The 18,534-nt window shown below is 73.3% G+C and carries 17 protein-coding genes; 4 read left to right on the top strand and 13 right to left on the bottom strand.

What is annotated here, in order from left to right; genetic code table 11:
* Positions 1-60: 60 nt before the first annotated feature.
* The 3 genes from AB0I32_RS22740 to AB0I32_RS22730 are packed head-to-tail and all read left to right on the top strand — an operon-like array spanning position 61 to position 1,938.
* Positions 61-462, top strand: a complete 402-nt coding sequence (locus AB0I32_RS22740; protein WP_357510199.1) for a hypothetical protein — start codon at positions 61-63, stop codon at positions 460-462.
* Positions 463-499: 37 nt separating this feature from the next.
* Positions 500-1,603, top strand: a complete 1,104-nt coding sequence (locus AB0I32_RS22735) for a C2 family cysteine protease (protein ID WP_357510197.1) — start codon at positions 500-502, stop codon at positions 1,601-1,603.
* Between the two features lie 32 nt (positions 1,604-1,635).
* On the top strand, positions 1,636-1,938 hold the full coding sequence (locus AB0I32_RS22730) for a hypothetical protein (RefSeq protein ID WP_357510195.1): 303 nt from the start codon (positions 1,636-1,638) through the stop codon (positions 1,936-1,938).
* Between the two features lie 9 nt (positions 1,939-1,947).
* Here the strand turns inward: AB0I32_RS22730 and AB0I32_RS22725 are convergent, their stop codons facing one another.
* The 13 genes from AB0I32_RS22725 to AB0I32_RS22665 all read right to left on the bottom strand — a co-directional run bounded on the left by AB0I32_RS22725 (position 1,948) and on the right by AB0I32_RS22665 (position 16,514).
* Positions 1,948-3,348, bottom strand: coding sequence for a nucleotide pyrophosphatase/phosphodiesterase family protein (locus AB0I32_RS22725; RefSeq protein ID WP_357510193.1), 1,401 nt, complete (start codon positions 3,346-3,348; stop codon positions 1,948-1,950).
* A complete protein-coding gene (gene eboE / locus AB0I32_RS22720) occupies positions 3,345-4,550 on the bottom strand; it encodes a metabolite traffic protein EboE (RefSeq protein ID WP_357510191.1) in 1,206 nt (401 codons plus the stop codon). Before eboE ends, AB0I32_RS22725 begins: the two co-directional genes overlap by 4 nt.
* A 10-nt stretch (positions 4,551-4,560) precedes the next feature.
* Positions 4,561-5,445, bottom strand: a complete 885-nt coding sequence (locus tag AB0I32_RS22715; RefSeq protein WP_357510189.1) for a TatD family hydrolase — start codon at positions 5,443-5,445, stop codon at positions 4,561-4,563.
* Positions 5,442-6,131, bottom strand: a complete 690-nt coding sequence (locus AB0I32_RS22710; RefSeq protein ID WP_357510187.1) for an EboA domain-containing protein — start codon at positions 6,129-6,131, stop codon at positions 5,442-5,444. The genes AB0I32_RS22715 and AB0I32_RS22710 overlap by 4 nt, the downstream gene beginning before the upstream one ends.
* Positions 6,128-7,015, bottom strand: a complete 888-nt coding sequence (locus tag AB0I32_RS22705; RefSeq protein WP_357510185.1) for a sugar phosphate isomerase/epimerase family protein — start codon at positions 7,013-7,015, stop codon at positions 6,128-6,130. The genes AB0I32_RS22710 and AB0I32_RS22705 overlap by 4 nt, the downstream gene beginning before the upstream one ends.
* Entirely contained in the window at positions 7,012-8,031 is a 1,020-nt protein-coding gene (locus tag AB0I32_RS22700; protein ID WP_357510183.1) for an SCO3242 family prenyltransferase, read from the bottom strand. Before AB0I32_RS22700 ends, AB0I32_RS22705 begins: the two co-directional genes overlap by 4 nt.
* A gap of 5 nt (positions 8,032-8,036) precedes the next feature.
* Entirely contained in the window at positions 8,037-9,236 is a 1,200-nt protein-coding gene (locus AB0I32_RS22695; protein WP_357510181.1) for an inositol-3-phosphate synthase, read from the bottom strand.
* A 129-nt stretch (positions 9,237-9,365) separates the two neighbouring features.
* Positions 9,366-10,817: an NAD(P)/FAD-dependent oxidoreductase gene (locus AB0I32_RS22690; protein ID WP_357510179.1), complete on the bottom strand. Its 1,452-nt coding sequence runs from the start codon at positions 10,815-10,817 to the stop codon at positions 9,366-9,368.
* Complete coding sequence (locus AB0I32_RS22685; protein ID WP_357510177.1) at positions 10,814-11,809, bottom strand: hypothetical protein; 996 nt, start codon at positions 11,807-11,809, stop codon at positions 10,814-10,816. The genes AB0I32_RS22690 and AB0I32_RS22685 overlap by 4 nt, the downstream gene beginning before the upstream one ends.
* On the bottom strand, positions 11,806-12,231 hold the full coding sequence (locus tag AB0I32_RS22680; RefSeq protein WP_357510175.1) for a hypothetical protein: 426 nt from the start codon (positions 12,229-12,231) through the stop codon (positions 11,806-11,808). The genes AB0I32_RS22685 and AB0I32_RS22680 overlap by 4 nt, the downstream gene beginning before the upstream one ends.
* A 142-nt stretch (positions 12,232-12,373) precedes the next feature.
* Positions 12,374-15,169 (bottom strand): FtsX-like permease family protein, encoded by a 2,796-nt coding sequence (locus AB0I32_RS22675; RefSeq protein ID WP_357510173.1) that lies wholly within the window; start codon positions 15,167-15,169, stop codon positions 12,374-12,376.
* The gene (locus AB0I32_RS22670; RefSeq protein WP_357510171.1) at positions 15,166-15,888 is read right to left on the bottom strand and encodes an ABC transporter ATP-binding protein; all 723 of its coding nucleotides are present in this window, start codon (positions 15,886-15,888) and stop codon (positions 15,166-15,168) included. Before AB0I32_RS22670 ends, AB0I32_RS22675 begins: the two co-directional genes overlap by 4 nt.
* Complete coding sequence (locus AB0I32_RS22665) at positions 15,885-16,514, bottom strand: PadR family transcriptional regulator (RefSeq protein WP_357510169.1); 630 nt, start codon at positions 16,512-16,514, stop codon at positions 15,885-15,887. Before AB0I32_RS22665 ends, AB0I32_RS22670 begins: the two co-directional genes overlap by 4 nt.
* A 322-nt stretch (positions 16,515-16,836) precedes the next feature.
* Between AB0I32_RS22665 and cimA the strand changes: the two genes are divergently transcribed.
* Positions 16,837-18,468, top strand: coding sequence for a citramalate synthase (gene cimA, locus AB0I32_RS22660; RefSeq protein ID WP_357510167.1), 1,632 nt, complete (start codon positions 16,837-16,839; stop codon positions 18,466-18,468).
* Positions 18,469-18,534: the final 66 nt, after the last annotated feature.

Below are 18,534 nucleotides of genomic sequence, written 5' to 3'. Positions count from 1 at the left end.
CTGACCACCGCGTGCGGCGGGTCGAACGGTACGGACGGTACAGGCGGACGAGGAGACGGCATGTCTGAGAAGTCGGCGATCGGCGAGAAGTTCGGGGACGGCGAGCTGCGGACGGACCTGGAGCCGTTGACCAAGCGGTTCTCGGCCCTCGGCACGCCGGTCGGCGCCGAGTGGATGGGCGGGACGCTGGGTGACGCCCCAGGGCCCACCACCTACTGGATCGACGCGGTGATCGAGGTCGAACCCGCAGTCGCCGACGAGCTGCGTGCCACCTACGCGCCCGAGGCGGTCAGCACGCCGCCCGACGTGGTCAGCGGTATCCAGGACAAGCTGCCCGCGGGCCCGCTGCTCTCCTCCGACGCTCTCGACAGCGCGGTAGCGGGTGGAGGGTTCGCCACCGACGTCTACGTGGCCCAGGACGAGCCGTTCGTGGTCCTGGCGGCGTACGGGTCATCGAGCTAGGCCGCAAGCCCTATTCTCTGCACGTGGAGGAGTTGATATGAGCGAGATGTACGGCGCAGACGTCGAGGCGTTGCGGGCGCTGGGCACCGCGATGGAGCGGCACGGCGAGACCCTCGAGCTTGCGGTCGGGCAGCTCACCGAGGCCGTGACGTCGGTCCAGTGGTCCGGGCAGGACCACGAGGAGTTCCTCAACGAGTGGCAGGTCCGCCACGCCGTGGCGCTCCTGGCCGTGGCGCAGGCGATCGCGGCCGCTGGGGCGAAGGCGGTCGCCAACGCGGACGCGCAGGAGCAGACGAGCGCGTCCTACGACGGCGGCGGTGGCGGTGGCCCGTCAGGGATCCCGGAGGGGACTGACGGGAGCTCGTCCGAGGGGCAGGGGAGCAAGGAGAAGGAGCCGGCGGGCGCGGCGGGCGACATGGGCAAGGTCGAGGACATCGGCCAGGTACCGCTCGACGAGACGGCGATCGACGCGAGCAAGATCGACCAGGGGCGGCTCGCCGACTGCTGGTTCCTCGCGTCCGCGGGCGCCGTGGCCGAGAGCAACCCGAAGTGGATCCAGGAGCACATCAAGTACAACGCCCAGGACGGCACCTACACGGTGACGTTCTACCGGGACGGCGAACCGGTACACATCACCGTCGAGGACACCGCCTACGAGAACGCCGCGGGCGACCCGAACGGGAAGGCGTCGTGGATCACGGTCTACGAGAAGGCAGCAGCGGTGTACATGGGGGGTGAGTACGAGGACATGAACTACGACAGTGCCGAGACGGCGCTGGAGATGATCACCGGCAAGGACACCTCGAGCGAGTCGCTCGACCCGGTCCTGCCGTGGGAGGACCCGCCAAGCCTCCAGTCCATCGGCGAGCGCGTGAAGAACGGCGAGCCCGTCGTCGCCGCGTCCCCGGACGGCGGTGGCTGGTTCGGCGACCCGCCACCGGACAACAAGGTCGTCGGCAACCACGTGTACACGGTGCAGGGCGTCTCGGAGGACGGCAAGACGATCACCCTGGTCAACCCGTGGGGGCCGACCGGCGGTACCGGTTCGGACGGCGTCTCGAAGCCCGGCACGCTGACGATGTCGGCCGAGGAGTTCTACAAGAACTTCGACTCGGTGACCTACGGTGAGCGGACGAAATGACGGACGTTGATACCGGAGCCGAAGGAGCTGCCGTGACCGACGAAGGAAGCCCCGCCGTGCCCGCGGACTCCGTGGTCCGGGTGAGGCAGAGCACTCAGCTGCGGATCGGCACGGCACGGATCGGCGTGATGATCGCCGGCCCCCGCCACGGTGTGCCGACCGCGCGCCTGCTCGTGCGCGCCGACGACGGCCGGCACGCTCAGTCGGACGTCGAGGTGGGGCAACGGGTTGACCTGTTCGACGAGGGCGAGCTCGAGCTCGTCGGCGTCGAGGGCGGCCGGGACCCGAAGGAGAAGAGCGCCGTCCTCGTCCGCCACGTCCCCCGCCGGCCCTGAACAGAGCCCTTAACGGAGGTTCTGGAGGTCCAGGACCAGCTCCTTGACGGCGGACGCCGGCACCTGGCCGGCGTCGTCGTCGACCCACCTTGCCACCGACCCCGGGACGTCCGCGTCGGAGCACAGCACGAGCGGCGTGTCCGCCGACGAGTCCGGCAGGCGCCCGTGCGTCCCGCGCACGTAGGACGCGTCGAGCGGCGTGGTGCTCATCGCGTACCGCAGGCCGAGCTTCTTGCGCACCAGGTTCAGGCCTGCCTTCGCCTTGGCCAGGGGATCGGCGGGGTTGAAGAACAGCTCGGCGGGGTCGTAGCCGGGCTTGCGGTGGATGTCGACGCCGCGCGCGAACTCGGGCGCCCGGTCGTCGTCGAGCCAGTAGTAGTACGTGAACCACGCACCCGGCTCGGCCACGACGACCAGCTCGCCCGAGCGCTCGTGGTCCAGCCCGTACTTCGCCTGCGCCTCGCGGTCCAGTACCTCGTCGACGCCGGGCAGGCCCCGCAGCAGGTCCGCCACCCGCTTCACGTCCGAGGCGTCATCGACGTACACGTGCGCCACCTGGTGGTCGGCGACGGCGAAGGCGCGCGACGTCCACGGGTCGAGCTGTTCGCGGCCGTCCTGGGTGTAGACCTCCAGGAAGCCCTCGCGCCGCAGGACCCGGTTGATGTCCACCGGCTGGTTCGCGGGCCCGATGCCGTACTCCGACACGACGACGACGGTCACGCCCGCCGCCTCGGCGTCGTCCAGGAGCGGGGTCAGCACGGCGTCGAGCTCCGCCGCCGCCCGGTCCGCCTCGGGCGACTCCGGCCCGAACCGCTGCAGGTCGTAGTCGAGGTGCGGCACGTACGCCGTGGTGAGCTGGGACTTCCGGGTCCGCAGCAGGTGCCTGGTCACGTCGACGATCCACCGCGACGAGGCGATGGACGCCGTCGGGCCCCAGTAGGTGAACAGCGGGAAGTCGCCGAACCGGCCGATCAGGTCGTCGTGCAGCGCGGCCGGCCGGACGTACGCGTCAGGCGACTTGCGCCCGTCGGCGTGGTAGATCGGGCGGGGCGTGATCGTGACGTCGGTCGTCATGCCCATCGCGTACCACCAGCACACGTTGTCGGCCGTGTACATCGGATCGTGTCCGCGGCCCGCCTCCCAGATCTTCTCGCCCGCGACCAGCCTGTTGTGCTGGCGCCAGAGGTACACGTCGCCGAGCTCGCGGAAGTACCAGCCGTTGCCGACGATCCCGTGCTCGGCGGGCATCAGCCCCGTGAGCATCGTCGACTGCACGCTGCACGTCACCGCGGGCAGCACGGTGGCGAGCTCGGACTGCCAGCCGGCCGCCGCGAGCCGGCGCAGGCGCGGCATCCGGGCCAGTGCACGGGCGGTGAGCCCGACGACGTCGAGCAGCAGGACGGGCCTCATGCGTACGTTCCTTCCGTTGAGGTGGCAGTGGCGTCGGCGCGGACCAGCAGGTTCTCCCGGGCCCAGCGCAGCTCGGCGGCGATCCCGGTGACGAGCTCGTCGGCACCCTCGGGCAGCACGTCGGGCGGCAGGACCGACCACGTGTACGTCTCGACGTCGAGATGCGCCTCGGAGCCGTGCGGCGCGGCCCGGACGGCGGCGACGGCGTCGCGCAGCACCTGGGTCGTCGCGGTGAGCGGCGGCGCGGGCTCGTGGTGCAGCGGCACGTGGAAGTGCACGCGCCACGGCCCCTCGCCCGGCAGGCCAGGTCGCCGCTCGGTGTCCCCGAGCGCCACGGGCAGGTCGTCCGAGGCGAGCACGTCGCCGGCCGCCGTGAGCTCGCGCACCTGGTGCAGGTAGCGCTTCTCGACGAACCGTCCGACGGCGTCCCGTGCGCCCGGCTCCGACAGGTCCGCGACCTCCAGGGCCGCGGACGCCTGCACCTTGACCACGCGCAGACCCGCATCGGTGATCCGGCGGACGGCGCCCGCCGGGTCGGCGAACGACACCGCCAGGTGGCACGTGTCCAAGCAGACGCCGACGTACTCGGGGTCGATCCGCCGGTCCTCCGGCCACTCGGAACTCGTCCGGGCGGCGAGCCACGCGACGACGTCCTCCACCGTGTCGAGCACGCAGCCCGGCTCGGGTTCGACGGCGATCCGCACGGTCTTGCCCGTACGCCGTTCCAGCTCGCGCAGCTCGGCGGACAGCGTGGCGAACGCCTTGGTCGCCTCGTCGTCGTCGGCGCGGGTCCAGGGCGCGCGCCACGCCAGGGGGAGGGTGGAGATCGACCCGGAGGCGCCGTCGGGCAGCAGGTCGGCGAGCACCCGGGCGCACGCGAGCACGTAGTCGAGGCGGGCGCGCTCGGCCCAGGTGGGGGAGTAGACGGCGAGCTTGACCACCTCGCGGTGGAAGCCGCCGTACGGGAAGGCGTTCAGGGTGTGCACCTGGAGCCGGTGCTCGGCGAGCGCCGCGCGCAGCCGTTCCCGGTCCTCTGCGGACGCGTCGAGGCGGTGCGCCAGCTCGGCGGGCAGCCACAGGCCGACGCCGAGCGTGTCGAGGCCCGCTGCCTCGCGCACCGGCCCGGAGTAGCTGGCGAGCTGGTCGATGACCCCGTCGAGGTCCTCGGACGGGTGCACGTTGGTGCAGTAGGAGAGCAGCATCGTGATCCCCTCAGGCCCGCGCGCCGCGCAGCACGGACGAGCCCTCGAACTCGACGCCGGGGGTGGGCGGCGCCCCCTCGGTGAACCCGGGGACGGGGTCGAGCACGAGGTTGCCGGACTGCCCGTAGAACGCGACGGGGTTGCGCCAGAGCACCTGGTCGACGTCGTCGTCGGTGAACCCGGCGGCGAGCATCGCCCGGCCGGTCTTCGCCGTCTTGAGCGGGTCGGAGCGGCCCCAGTCGGCGGCGGAGTTCACGATCATGCGCTCCGTCCCGTACTCCTTGAGCAGGGCGACCATGCGGTCCTCGTCCATCTTGGTGTCGGGGTAGATCGAGAACCCGGCCCAGGCACCGGCGTCGCGCACCAGTGCCACGTTGGTCTCGTTGAGGTGGTCCACGAGCACGCGCTCGGGTGCCAGGCCCGACTCCTGCACCACGTCGAGGGTGCGGCGCGTGCCGGCGAGCTTGTCGCGGTGCGGGGTGTGCACCAGCACGGGGAGCTCGGCGTCGCGCGCCATCTGCAGCTGGGCGGCGAACACCTCGTCCTCCTCTGGAGTCATCGAGTCGTAGCCCACCTCGCCCACGGCGACCACACCGTCCTTGAGCAGGTAGCGGGGCACCTCGGCGAGCACCTCGCGGCAGCGCGGGTCGTTCGCCTCCTTGGGGTTGAGCGCGATGGTCGCGTGGTGCCGGATGCCGAACTGCGCGGCCCGGAACCGCTCCCAGCCGAGCAGGGAGTCGAAGTAGTCGGTGAACGAGCCCACGCTGGTGCGGGGCTGGCCCAGCCAGAACGCCGGCTCGACGACGGCGCGCACACCAGCGGCGTACATGGCCTCGTAGTCGTCGGTGGTGCGGCTCGTCATGTGGATGTGGGGGTCGAGGATGCGCAACGTCACTCCTTCGTGAGCCGGTCGAGATCGGGGGGTACGGGGCGGCCGGCCGCCTGGCGTTCGGCCGCGAAGTCGCGGGCCATACGGTCCAGCTCGTCGTCGGCCCGGGCCGCGAGACCGCTGGCGGCCGCAAGGCTCACGCCCTGGAAGACGAGCTTGAGGATCGCGTGCCGCCACGTGTGCTGGTCCAGGTACCGGGCACCGAAGGGGCCGACGGCGGCCGCGACGAGGCTCGGGTCGTTGGTGCGCAGGGCGTCGGCGGCGAGGTCGAGGCCTGCGGCGACGAGCGCCCCGGCGTCACCGCCCCGTTCCGTCAGCGCGTCGAGGCCGCGCAGCACGCCGCGCCGCTCGGCGGCGTCGCCCTGCCGGTAGAGGGAGACCAGGCGTTCCGCGCAGTCGGGACCGGTGCCCGCCGCGTCGGCCAGTGCGACGACGAGGGCCGCCCTGGCGGCGTCGTCGACGGTGCCGTGCACGACGCCGGACGGGTCGGTCTCGGGCTGCCGCGGCGCGCGACCCACCCGGCGGGCGGCGAACGCGAACGCGCGGGTGATGCTGTCGGGGTCGCGGGCGACCTCGGCGAGGGCCGAGGCCAGCCAGTCCGAACCCGCCCGGTCGAGGGGCAGGTCGGTGGGCACGCCGCTCGGTAGATCATTCGGCAGAGCGGTCGCACCAGCGGGATGGTCGGCGTTCATGACCCGGTCCTTTCTCCGGTGGGCGTGCCGATGACGGTGCCCCACGCCCGCATCAGGGCCGCGCGGCTGTCGAGGGCGAGCCGGGGGGCGTCGTGCGAGTGGCGGGGCAGCTCGACGGCGGCGACCCCCGTGTAGCCGACGTCGGCCAGGGTGGCGAGCACCATCGGCAGGTCGATGGCGCCCTCGCCGAACGGCCTGTGCTCGTGGTGCGTGCGCGGCATGTCGTCGAGCTGCACGTTGCTCAGGTACGGCGCGGCGGCGCGGAGCGCGCCCTCCACGCCGTTGCGCTCCACGACGAGGCAGTGCCCGACGTCGACGGTGATCCCCAGCTCGGGCGGCAGGCCGACGTCGGAGAGGAGCCGCAGGGCGTCGTCCACGGTCTCCACGAGCATGCCCGGTTCGGGCTCGACCGCGAGCCGTACCCCGCGTTCCCCGGCGTACTCCACCAGCGCCGGGATGCGGTCCAGGAGCCTCGCCCAGCCGTCGGCCGGCGCGGCGTCGTCCGGCAGGATCCCGGAGAAGAAGGAGACGCAGCTGGCATCGAGGTCCGCCGCGATCTCGATGGCCCGTTCGAGGTAGCGCATGCGCAGCGTGGCGTCCCGGTCGACGAGCGTGGGCCGGTGCTTGTGCAGCGGGTCGAGCAGGTACCTGGTGCCGGTCTCCACGACCACCGCCGCACCCGCACCGCCGCGCATCCGCGCGAGGTGGGCGCGGAGCGCGGTGACGTCGTCGCCGGCCAGCGGCGCGAACGGGTCGAGGTGCGGAAAGCCGAGGGTGAGCGCCACCGCGTCGTACCCGACGTCGTCGAGCACGTCGAGCGCGCGGTGCAGGGGGTGGTCGCCGAAGCCGTTGGTGCCGTAGCCCAGCAGGAACGGGGGCCTCATGTGATGCTCACCCCTGCCTTGCCGCGAGCGCGGCCAAGGAGCCGCAGCCCGTACCCGACGGCGGCGACGCCGGCCAGGAGCGCCGTCGTGCCGAGGCCTCCCGAGCGGGCCGCCCAGGTGGCCTGGAGCGGCACCATCGCCTGGATCCCGGACCGGGTGGCGGTCCGGGCGTTGCCGGCGGTCGGCGTGACCGCGGCGCGGACCTGCGCGGGCAGGCAGGCCGCCGCGTAGGCGCCCGCAGCCGCGACGGTCGTCCAGCGGACGGCGGTGCGGCGGTGCGGAGCGGCGAAGCCGGCGGCAGGCGCGGTCGCCGCGCCGGCGACGGCCCCAGCGAGGGTCCCGACGGCGACGCCGCCCGCGACCTGCGTGGTCGTGCCGTGCACCTCGCCGCGCGAGAGCACCGTGACGCCGAGCGTGTGGGCGGCGAGGCCGGCGGCGGCCGGGAGCGCGGACCGCAGGCGCCCGGGCGTCGCGCCGAGCAGCACGTCCAGCCCGCGGCACGCGGCCATGACGAACGGACCCGTGGGGTGGTCCTTGGCGACCAGGTCGTAGGTCCAGACGCAGGCGGCGAGCGGGACGGCGACCGCAAGGGCCCGGCGTCCGCCGGCGACGCCCGCCGCCGCCACGCCTGCCGCGGTGAGCGCCGTGCCCACCGCGAGCGCGCCGCGCGGCGTGACCCGGCCGGAGGGGATGGGCCGTTCGGGGCGTTCGACGGCGTCCAGGTGCCGGTCGGCGTAGTCGTTCAGTGCCATGCCGCCCAGGTAGAGGCAGGCCGACGCGACGGGCAGCAGGGCGTGGCGACCCCGGAGCGCCGTCGGCGTCCCCGCGCGGGCGGCCGCGAGCCCGGCCAGGGAGTCGCCGACCACGCTCAGCGCGGCAGGCGCCCGCACCAGCTCGCCGAGGTCCCGGAGGCTCGGCCGCAACCCAGGCAGGCGTTGAGCCGTATACCGGACGGGCTCGTCCGACGAGTCGCCGAGCGGGGGGTCGAAGCGGGGGGCGAACCGGGGTTGCGGCACCCGGTTCATCGTTGGACCTGCGCCGATGCGCGCCGGACCCATTCCTCGAGGGCGCGGGCCTGCTCGGCGGCGTCGTGCACGTCGGAGCCCCACGGGTCCTTGAAGAAGAACCCCAGCTCCTCGATGGCCCCGCTGATCCCCGCGGCGTGCGCGAGCGCGAGCAGGCGGGCCAGGTCCAGCACGAGCGGCGCGGCGAGCATCGAGTCGTGGGCGCTCCAGGTGGTCTGGAGCGTGAGCCGCGACCCGAGGAAACCCTCGACGTGCACGTGGTCCCAGGCGACCTTGATGTCCCCGAGGTCGGGCACGTTGTCGATGTGCAGCGGCGTCGTCTCGCTGCCCGTCAGCGCTGTCAGGCCACGCGCCTTGGTGGCGAGCTTGCTGCGGACGGCGTCCGGGTCGGCGAGCGTCGCGCCGTCGCCGCCACCCAGCAGGTTGGTGCCGGACCACGACAGGACCTTCAGGTTGCGCGCGGCGAACGCCGGGGCCAGGACGGTCCGCAGCCAGGTCTGGCCGGTCTTGCCGTCCTGCCCCGCGACGGGGATGCCGCGCTCGCGTGCGAGCCGCGCCAGGGCAGGTATGCCCATGCCGGCCGACGGCGTGAAGGCGGCGTACGCGGCTCCGGCAAGGATCGCCGCGTACGCCGAGACGGAGGACGCAGGGAGCACGGCGCGGGTCGGGTCGGCCAGGGCGGCCAGCAGGGCGTCGGTGTCGTCGTGCTCGGGCACGTGGACCACCGGTGGCTCCGTCGAGGAGAGGTCCACCAGCACTACCCGCGCCAGGTCGTGCCGCTCGCGGAAGGAGGTGATGTCGGCGGCGAGACGTTCGGCGACCGCCTGCTGGGAGGCGTTCTCCTTGCCCGCGCGCGGGTCGTACCCGGGGCGCACCTCGGCGTCGGCCCGTTCGAGCGCGTCGTGGGTGGCGGCGAGCAGCCGCGGCGGGATCATCCCTGTCTCGACAAGGCTCTCCGCGCGCTTCGTCATGGTGACGGAGGAGATGTCGTGCCCGCCCACCACGAGGTCGGCGAACCCGGGCAGCCCCGCTGAGGCGAACGGTTCGCGTGCCGTGACGCAGCCCGTCGGCGGGGACTGCCCGTCGGCGATGGCCGCGAGGCCTGCTGTTGCGGTACTGGCCACGGAGCCCCTGGCTCCGACGAACCAGATCCCTGTGCGTTCTGCTGCATCGTGACGTGCAGAGGCGTCGTGCATCATCGCTCCCCGGTTCGACGTCGTCGTCCCGAGCAACCTATCCCGCACTTATGGCGATTAGCAAACAAAAGTTCAAAGATCCGCGCAAGAAGCGAGATGCCCGACATCTGCCGGAACTTTTCCGCCCCGTCAGGCGAGCCGCTCCAGTGCGCGCCGCGCCGCATGCACCCCGGACAGGCCGTGCACGCCGGGGCCGGGCGGGGTCGAGGCCGAGCACAGCCATACGCCGTCCACGCCCGTCGCGTACGGGTCGCGCAGCCGTGCGGGCCCCAGCGCCAGCCGGGGGAGCGTGAGCGCCCCGCCGAGGATGTCGCCGCCGACGAGCGCGGCGTTGTGGTGCGCCATCCGGGCCGCCGGCACGCACCGGGAGCCGACGACGACCTCGCGGAAACCTGGCGCGAACCGCTCGATCTGCCGGACGACGTCCTGCGTCACGTCCCGGTCGGAGCCCAGCGGCACGTGCGCGTACGCCCACAGCGGCCGCACCCCGTCGGACGCCCGTCCCGGGTCTGCCACCGAGGGGTCCGAGACCAGGCACACCGGCCGCTCGGCATGCCGGCCGGCCGCCACGGCGGTCTCCGCCCGGGCGATGTCCGCGAGGCTGCCGGACACGTGCACCGTCCCGGCCCTCCCGACGTCGGACACCTCCCACGGGACCGGGCCCGAGAGCGCGAAGTCGACCTTGGCCGCCGCCCCGCGCCGGGCGGGCGTCGCGAGCCGACGCCGGACGGCCGTGGGCATCAGGTCGCCGAACACGGCTGCCGGCACCTCGGGCGCGGTGTCGAAGAGGTAGGCCCGCGCGGGCGGCAGGTCCGCGCGGGTGGCCACCCGGTGGCCGGTGACGATCTTCGCCCCGGCCGCGTCCAGCGCGGTGACGAGCGCGTCGACGATCGCCCGCGACCCGCCTCGCGGGACCGGCCAGCCGCCTGTGCCGTGCGCCAGCGCCGCGAGCAGCAGCGCGACGGCCGCCGCAGGCACCGAGGGCAGCGGCGTGATGGCGTGCGTACCGACCCCGGCGAGCAGCGCGGGTGCGACGTCGCCCCGGAACCCCAGGGCTCGCTCGCCCCCGGGCCGGAGCATGGTCCCGGCCGCAGCGACGCGGGCGCCCAGCCCGGCGAGCAGAGCCAGGTCCTTCGCGCCGGACGTACCCCGCAGCACGGCGCCGGGCAGCCGGGGCAGGTCGCCGAGGGCGAGCCCGGCGAGCCGGGCGGCGTCCTCGGACAGCCGGCCGACCATCCGCTCCCACGCCCGCCCGTCCGTGCCGAGGCCCTCGACGGTCCGGTCGAGGGAGCGGTACGCGATCCCGGCCCGGCCACCGGGCAGCGGCTGCGCGTACGACACCTCCGGCGTCAGCAGCTCGATGTCCAGCTCTCCCAGGAAGGGTGAGGCCCAGGCCATCGGGTGCACCGCCGAGCAGATGTCGTGGACGATGCCGGGCGCGAGCCCCAGATCGAGCGTGCGCGCCCCGCCGCCCGGTGTGTCCTGCTCCTCCAGCACCGTCACGGTCAGTCCGGCACGGGCGAGCACGAGGGCGGCGGCCAGCCCGTTCGGCCCTGCCCCGACGACGACGGCGTCCGTCACGTCGCCTCCCCGGGCCTGCCGGCTCCGGCGATCCCCGTGCCGGAGAACCCGCTGCGGGCCGTCGGGCGCCGCTCCACGGAGGTCCGCCGTGCGGCCCCGGGCCGGCCGCGGGTGGCGGACCAGCGTGCGGGGACGCCCGTGGCCAGGGCCACGGCCCAGGCCGTCAGTGCCCATGCGGAGTAGTCGAGGCCGAGGAACGCCCAGATGCTGCAGTGCATGAGCGTCACCGCGGCGGCGAACGGAAGCCGGGCCGGCCGCCAGGCGAGCCACAGCGGCGCCGACAGCTCGAGCGCCAGGGCACCGCCCGCCAGGAGGTTCGGCAGGACCGGTGCGTCGGCGACGAGGTGGGTCAGCCACGGCCCGAAGGGCGACGTCCCCTGACGCAGGATCCACGCCATCGAGTCGCCGAGCACCCAGTCGGCGCCGCCGTTCGCCAGCTTCTGCGCGCCGGTCAGGAAGTAGACGGTGCCCAGCACGCCGAGCGCGGCACGGGGTGGCCAGCCCCAGGCTGGGTCACGGTCCTCGGCAGAGGGCTCGTGCGGGTCCCCGAACCGGTCCCCGGGGTCGTCCGGCATCCGGGCGAACAGGAGCGGGAAGGCGACGGTGAGGCCCAGCAGGTCGTTGTGCGTGAACTTCCCTGACGCACCCCAGAGCCCCGCCAGCACGAGCAGCGCACCCCAGGCGAGGGCGAACCCGGCACGCGGCGCCCGGCGGGTCAGCACCAGCGCGACACCGGCGAGCCCCGCGACCTGCAGAGCGGTCAGCACGGGCGCCGGCATCGGGCCCGGCAGCCAGCCGAGGAGCCAGAGGTGCTCGGTGAGCTCCGCCGGGCGGTGCGCGATCAGCGTCCAGTCCCGCGTCGCGAGCCGCAGGCCGAACAGGAGGACCAGCAACGTCTGCAGGGTGAGGAGACGTCCGCCCGGGCCGGGGGAGACCAGCGCGGCGTCCAGCCTCCGGAGCAGTGCGGCCATGCTCCGGAACAGGGAGCTCACAGCCCGCTCCCGGTGACGGGGCCACCGGTCCAGGAGACGCTCTCCACGGTCTCGGACCAGGAGAGCGTCGTGGGATCGACCACCCGGAGCACACGTTCGGTACGCAGCTCGCGGACCTCCGCCGGGTCCAGGCCGGCCTCCTCCAGCCAGGTGGTGAGCATGACCCGTCGCGTGCCGGGGTCGGCGTCCGCGAGCCGGGGGAGGAAGCCCTGGGTGGGGCTGAGCACGGGATCCGTGCCCCGGCCGACCGTGGCCTCCCGCCCGTCGTCGAGGGTGGCGACCAGCCGGGTGGAGGTGACCGTGTCGGTGCGCACGCCACTGAACAGCTTGTAGGCGGACAGCGGCCAGAAGTCGACCTGTGCCACGGCCGTGGCGAGCAACATGCTGAGCGTGCCATAGGTGACGCGGCGTGCGAGCCTCATCGGTCCTCCTCGGATCCTGGACGGTTCGGGGTGCTGCGGGCATGGGCCGTCGGCATAGGTCGGCGTGTGGTCTTGCGTAGCAAGGCTTGCCTCGCAAGTCTTGCATTGCAAGCCTTGTGATGCAAGGTCCGGATCGCCGTGCTCACGAGGGCCGACGGCGGGCCGGGGTGACGCGGGTGCTGGTCACCGTCCAGGCGGCGACCGTGGCCAGGACCGGTACGGCGATCGCGAGCGCGGCGAGCTGCTGCCACGGGACGGCGAGCGGAAAGCTGGTCAGCAGCGTCCACCCGACACCGATCAGCGTGCCCACCACGAGACCGAGCACCGATCCGATCACCGAGATCGTCGCCGCCTGCGCCGCCACCACCCGGCGCCGGGCCGACGGGCCGGCGCCCACCGCGGCGAGTGTCGCCAGGTCGGGCCGGGCGTCGACCGCGGACAGCGCCACCGCCGACCAGGTACCGACGAGCGCGAGGAACACCGCGGCGAGCGCGATCGCCAGGCCCATGACCGGCTGGGCACCGCCGCTCCACGGTGTGGCGAAGGGCCCCACCACGTTCGAGACGTAGCCCTCCGCGTGCTCGCCCGACTCGACGTCGACCCTCAGCCTCCTGTCCGTGTCGAAGCCGACGAGCTCGGCGTCGGCCCGGGCCTGCAGGAGCGTCACCTGTTCGTCCGACGGGACCGCCGGGTTCTCGATCAGGTACGCACCCGTCGCGGGCTCGGCGCCGATCTCGTCCAGGAGCGCCTCCGGCAGGATCGGGAGGTTCGGGAGCCGTTCCTGGGGGCCGCCGACGGCGACCGCAGGGAGCACCACGTCCTTCCGGGGCGAGACGTCGCTGAATGCCATGCGCACGCTCACACGCGCGTTCCCGTTCTTGTCCACGTACGAGGACGGCAGCGGGAGGCGTCCGTCGGCGAGCGCCTCCGCGACCTGGTCGACGTGGTCCTCGGGGATGCCGAGCGCGTGCAGCAGGTCCCGGTCCGATCCGTCGCTGACGACGGGGCCAGGCCACCGGCCGAGGTCGGCGAACAGGACGTCGTCGCTGTCAGCCGCACCGACCGGGCGGACGAACAGGTCGATCAGACCCCGGTGAGAGCCTGTTCCCGCATCACCGGCGGCGTCGGCGGGAGCCAACGCCATCGGGACGGGCAGGACCGGACCGGCGTCGGGGAGCGTCCCGTCGACGATCTCCTGAAGTCGTTCGGACTCGTCCTTCGAGAAGACCCGCCCGTAGCCCGGTGTCAGCGCCACCGTCCCGGTCGAGGCCCACGGCTCGTACTGCGGGAGCTTCATGACGACCTCCTCGGCGTCCAGGTAGGTCAGCGCCGCGGACGCTCCGGCCATGGCGACCAGCACTGCCGCGATGGCCGGCACGGTGCGGGCCCGGTACCTGGCGGCGTCACGCAGGGCGAAGCGCCAGGTCCAGGGCAGCCGGTGGGCGGCCCTGCCGAGCAGGGCGACGATGCCGCCGCAGGCGAGGATGAGACCGAGGTCCGCGACCACGATGCCGGCCGCCAGCCCGACGGCCCAGCTCTGGGTACCCGCGACCACGGCAAGGACGACGCCGCCGACCGCCGCGGCCGCGCCGACGACAGTGAGCCGGTGCGATGCGGTGACCGTGGGCCGCCGTCCGGCCAGCGCCATGACGACGTCGGCGCGGGCGGCCCGCCGGGCGGGCGGCCAGGCGGAGGCGACGGCGACAAGGACGCCGACCAGCAGGACGACGGCGAGCGAGACTCCGGGCAGGCGTAGCGCGGGGAGCCGGTCGGGGACCGCCTGGACGAGCACGGCCGCCGCCGCGATCCCCAGGCCCAGGCCGACGACTGACCCGACTGCCCCGGTGAGCAGCCCGCGGGCGAGCATGACGGCGCGCAGGGTCGGTGCGGACGCCCCGTTGACGGCCAGCAGGGCGAGCGACCGAGTGTCGCGCCGCGCCCCGACGGCGAAGGCCGGCCCGATGAGCCAGATCGCCTCCAGGAGCCCGACGACGACCAGCGCAAGGATGACGGCGACGGAGTCCCAGCTGATGTACCCGAGCCCGGAGTCCTCGGCGGACGTCGGCGGCGGGTCGAGAAGTACGTCCCTGCTGGTCACGAACGCGCCGGCGGCATTGATGTCCTGGACATCGGACCAGGTGACGGGTTCGTGCCCTGTCACGTACCACAGCGGGAAGTCGAAGCGTGCCGAGGTGACCTCCTCCGGCGGGGAGAGCGGCCCGGGCTCCGGCAGGAGGACCGGCGAGATCCTGCCGATGTACCGAGGTGCGACGCCGCTGATCGTCGCGGTGGTCGTGGTTCCGTCCTGCAGCGTCACCTCGACGGTGTCGCCGAGGTCGAATCCCAGGTCCCTGTGGTGCTCGGTGACGGCGATCTCGCCGCCGCGGGGGAGCCGGCCCTCGTGGAGCGGGAACCGGGCCGCGACGTCGGGTTCGGTGAAGTCCGTCTGGACGGCGACCGACATGGTGGCGTCGTCGCCGTCCTCCAGGCGGACCTCGCCCTTGAGCGCCCGGACCAGCCGGTCGCCGTCGGGCAGGAGGTTCTCGATGTCCTGCTCGAGCTCCTCGTACGACGTGGTGACCAGGTCGTCCTCGTAGTACGTGTTCCAGCCCACCGGGTCCCAGAACCAGCGATCGTCGTCCGGCTGCCGGAACTGCGCGACCGGCCCGCCGATGCCCTCGATCGTCGCCTGCAGCCCGGGCCCCAGCTCCGCCTCGACCTTGGCCGGTGCGTACGGTTCGTTCGACTCCAGCGTGGTCACCAGGAACGACCCCGCCGCCACGGGCAGCGCCACCATCACCGCGATGAGCACCGCCCGCCCGGTGTGCCGGCGCAGCTCGCGCCGCGCCAGCCGGAGTGCGAGCCGCCAGCGGCCGAGCGCCTGCCGGTACCGCGTGCCTGTGGTCGGCCGGTCGCTGCCCGGGATCTGGCCACTCATGCGTCCGCGCCCTGCAGCTCGTCGAGGTCCGTACCGAGACCGCCGTCGGTCCCCGCGACCAGGCCGTCGCGCAGGTGCACCGTCCGGTCCGCCCACGCCGCGTACCGTGCGTCGTGCGTGACGAGCAGCCCTGCCGCTCCGGAGTCGACGCGTGCGCGCAGCAGGCGCAGCACGGACTCGCCGGTCACGGAGTCGAGCGCTCCGGTCGGCTCGTCCGCCAGCACCAGCCTGCGCCGCCCGACCAGGGCGCGCGCGATCGCCACGCGCTGCTGCTGGCCGCCCGACAGGTCTTCGGGGAACCGGTCCGCCACCTCGGGCAGCCCGACCTCGGCGAGCGCCGCCTCGGCGTCGGCCCGAGCGGCGCCCGGCCGCACGCCGTCGAGCTCGAGAGGCAGTGCCACGTTCTCCACGGCGGTGAGTGCGGGCACCAGGTTCAGGTCCTGGAACACGAAGCCGACGTCCCGCCGCCGCACGGCGGCCCGCTCGCGCGCACCCAGGCGTGCGATGTCCGTACCGGCTACGTGCACGCTGCCCGACGTCGGGCTGTCGAGGCCACCGGCGATGTTCAGCAGGCTGGACTTGCCCGATCCGGACGGTCCCATGACCGCCACGAGCTCACCCTCGCGGACCGTCAGGTCGATGCCACGCAGGGCGTGCACCTCGCCCGCGCCGCGCCCGTGGGTCCGGGTGATGCCCTTCATCTCGAGCGGGACACTCATCGCGTCATCTCCTTGGTCGGTGCCCCGGTGGGCGTGCTGGGCCTGGTGTTCCCACCTGCTGTCCCTGCTGTCTCTGTATCTGCTGTTCCTGCTGTTCGTGTTCGCGCCGGCCCGTACGCGGCGACCGACGCCTCCACGTGGTCGAGCCAGCGCACCTCGGCCTCCGCGGCGAAGACCTGGGACTCCAGCACGAGGGAGTGGGCGAGGTCGGTAGCGGGGTCGAGGTCGCGCTTCTGCCTGGTCAGCGTTCGCAGGGCACGCAGCGTCTCGTCCCGCTGCCGCCGCACCACCGCCGCGACGTCCACCCCTGGCACGGTGACCGCGAGGGCGAGCTTGATCGCCAGCTCGTCGCGGCCCGGCCGTTCCCGTCCGACGGCGGTGCTCCACCAGACCTTGGCCTGGGCGATGCCTGCGCCGGTGAGGCGGAACTGCTCGGGTGAGTCCTCTGCGCCGTCCACGACGGGTTCCACGAGGCCGTCGCGCTGCAGGCGCGAGAGCGTCGTGTAGGCCTGCCCGATGTTGAGCGGCCACGCGCCGCCCGTGCGGCGCTCGAACTCCTGGCGGAGCTGGTAGCCGTGCATGGGCTGTTCGCTGAGCAGTGCGAGGAACCCCTGGCGGATGGACACGCGGGCTCACTCTCCTTGTCGTTTGCTTACCGGGTAACTACGTCCCGGTCGCAATAGTTACCGAGTAAGTATCGGATGTCAACGGAAGGTGGTCCGCCTGCTGGTCACGACTTCCGTCGCCTGCGGGGCTGTGGCACGATGACCCGCATGACGACCCCGCGCTCCACCCTGCGACTGGTGATCATCATTTCTTAGCGCGTCCGGAGACACCCCACCGGACGCGCAGACCTTCCACACTCGGAGGGTCTTTTTTTGTTGGCCAGTCAGTCCCGCTCCAGCGGGCCCGGCAGCCATCTCGTCAGACACATCGTTGGGAGCATCGATGACCACCGCCTCGTTCCAGGTGTACGACACGACGTTGCGCGACGGCGCGCAGCAGGAGGGGATGAGCCTCTCCGTCTCCGACAAGCTCGCTATCGCGGTACTCCTCGACGAGCTGGGCGTCGGCTACATCGAGGGCGGCTGGCCGGGTGCGGTCCCCAAGGACACCGACTTCTTCGCGCGGGCGGCCACGGAGCTCACCCTGAAGAACGCGGTGCTCGCGGCGTTCGGGGCGACGCGCCGAGCCGGCGTCCGGGCGGGCGACGACCCGCAGGTGCGCGCCCTGCTCGACGCCGCGACCCCTGTCGTGACGCTCGTGGCCAAGTCGGACGTGCGGCACGTGGAGCGGGCGCTGAAGACCACCCGCGCCGAGAACCTTGCGATGATCGCCGACACCGTCAGCTTCCTCGTCGCGGAGGGCCGCCGTGTGGTCCTCGACGCCGAGCACTTCTTCGACGGCTACCGGCACGACGCCGAGTACGCGACGAGCGCCGTCACCACCGCGTTCGAGGCGGGGGCGGAGGTCGTCACGCTCTGCGACACCAACGGCGGCATGCTGCCGACCTGGGTCGGCGAGGTGGTGCACGAGCTGCGCGCCCGGACCGGCGTCGGCCCGGAGCAGAGGCTCGGCGTGCACGCGCACAACGACAGCGGGTGCGCCGTCGCGAACTCGCTCGCCGCGGTCGAGGCGGGCGCGACGCACGTCCAGGGCACGGTCAACGGGTACGGCGAGCGCACGGGCAACGCCGACCTCGTCACCGTCGTCGCCAACCTGGAGCTGAAGGCCGGCATGTCGCTCCTGGCCGACGGCGGCCTGCGGGAGGCCGCCCGGATCTCGCACGCCATCAGCGAGATCACGAACATCTCGCCCTTCGCGCGCCAGCCGTACGTCGGGGCGAGCGCGTTCGCGCACAAGGGCGGCCTGCACGCCAGCGCCATCCGGGTGGACCCGGACATGTACCAGCACACGGACCCCACCCTGGTGGGCAACGACATGCGCATGCTCGTCTCCGACATGGCCGGCCGGGCCTCGATCGAACTCAAGGGGCGCGAGCTGGGCTTCGACCTCGCGGGCCAGGGCGAGCTGCTGTCCCGGGTCACGAACCGCGTGAAGGAGGACGAGGCGGCCGGCTACACCTACGAGGCCGCCGACGCGTCGTTCGAGCTGCTGCTGCGGTCGGAGCTGGGCGAACGCCCGGAGTTCTACACGGTCGAGTCGTGGCGGACCATCATCGAGACCGTCCCCGCCGGCGCGGCGCCGCCGTCGGTCCACGCGCCCGACGCCGTCGCGGTGGCCGAGGCGACCGTCAAGATCCGGGCCGGCGGCGAGCGCATCGTGACGACGGGTGAGGGCAACGGCCCGGTCAACGCGCTGGACCACGCGCTGCGGACCGGGCTGTCCCGGGTCTACCCGGAGCTCAGCCGGTTCGAGCTCATCGACTTCAAGGTACGGATCCTCGACCAGGAGCTCGGTACCGACGCGATCACGCGTGTGCTGATCGAGACCACCGACGGGGAGCACTCGTGGTCCACGGTCGGCGTGGGGCCCAACGTGGTCGAGGCGGCCTGGGAGGCGGTCACCGAGGCGTACGTGTACGGCCTCCTGAAGTCGGGCGTGGCGCCCCGCCTGTAGCAGGGTCTGCGAAGTAGAGCGCCTGTCCGAGTCTCCCTGGCGATACCCAGAGAGACTCGGACAGGC

Origin of the sequence: Promicromonospora sp. NPDC050249, from assembly GCF_040656015.1 — a bacterium.
Taxonomy (GTDB): Bacteria; Actinomycetota; Actinomycetes; order Actinomycetales; family Cellulomonadaceae; genus Promicromonospora.
This window is presented reverse-complemented; position numbering and strand designations above follow the sequence as displayed.

Bases quoted from the DNA above. Each gene is read 5' to 3' on its own strand.
- cimA (WP_357510167.1), top strand. From the start codon at position 16,837: ATGACCACCGCCTCGTTCCAGGTGTACGACACGACGTTGCGCGACGGC.
- AB0I32_RS22740 (WP_357510199.1), top strand. From the start codon at position 61: ATGTCTGAGAAGTCGGCGATCGGCGAGAAGTTCGGGGACGGCGAGCTG.
- AB0I32_RS22680 (WP_357510175.1), bottom strand. From the start codon at position 12,231: ATGAGGCTCGCACGCCGCGTCACCTATGGCACGCTCAGCATGTTGCTC.
- eboE (WP_357510191.1), bottom strand. From the start codon at position 4,550: ATGCTGCTCTCCTACTGCACCAACGTGCACCCGTCCGAGGACCTCGAC.
- AB0I32_RS22705 (WP_357510185.1), bottom strand. From the start codon at position 7,015: ATGAGGCCCCCGTTCCTGCTGGGCTACGGCACCAACGGCTTCGGCGAC.
- AB0I32_RS22735 (WP_357510197.1), top strand. From the start codon at position 500: ATGAGCGAGATGTACGGCGCAGACGTCGAGGCGTTGCGGGCGCTGGGC.
- AB0I32_RS22675 (WP_357510173.1), bottom strand. From the start codon at position 15,169: ATGAGTGGCCAGATCCCGGGCAGCGACCGGCCGACCACAGGCACGCGG.
- AB0I32_RS22725 (WP_357510193.1), bottom strand. From the start codon at position 3,348: ATGAGGCCCGTCCTGCTGCTCGACGTCGTCGGGCTCACCGCCCGTGCA.
- AB0I32_RS22695 (WP_357510181.1), bottom strand. From the start codon at position 9,236: ATGCACGACGCCTCTGCACGTCACGATGCAGCAGAACGCACAGGGATC.
- AB0I32_RS22710 (WP_357510187.1), bottom strand. From the start codon at position 6,131: ATGAACGCCGACCATCCCGCTGGTGCGACCGCTCTGCCGAATGATCTA.
- AB0I32_RS22670 (WP_357510171.1), bottom strand. From the start codon at position 15,888: ATGAGTGTCCCGCTCGAGATGAAGGGCATCACCCGGACCCACGGGCGC.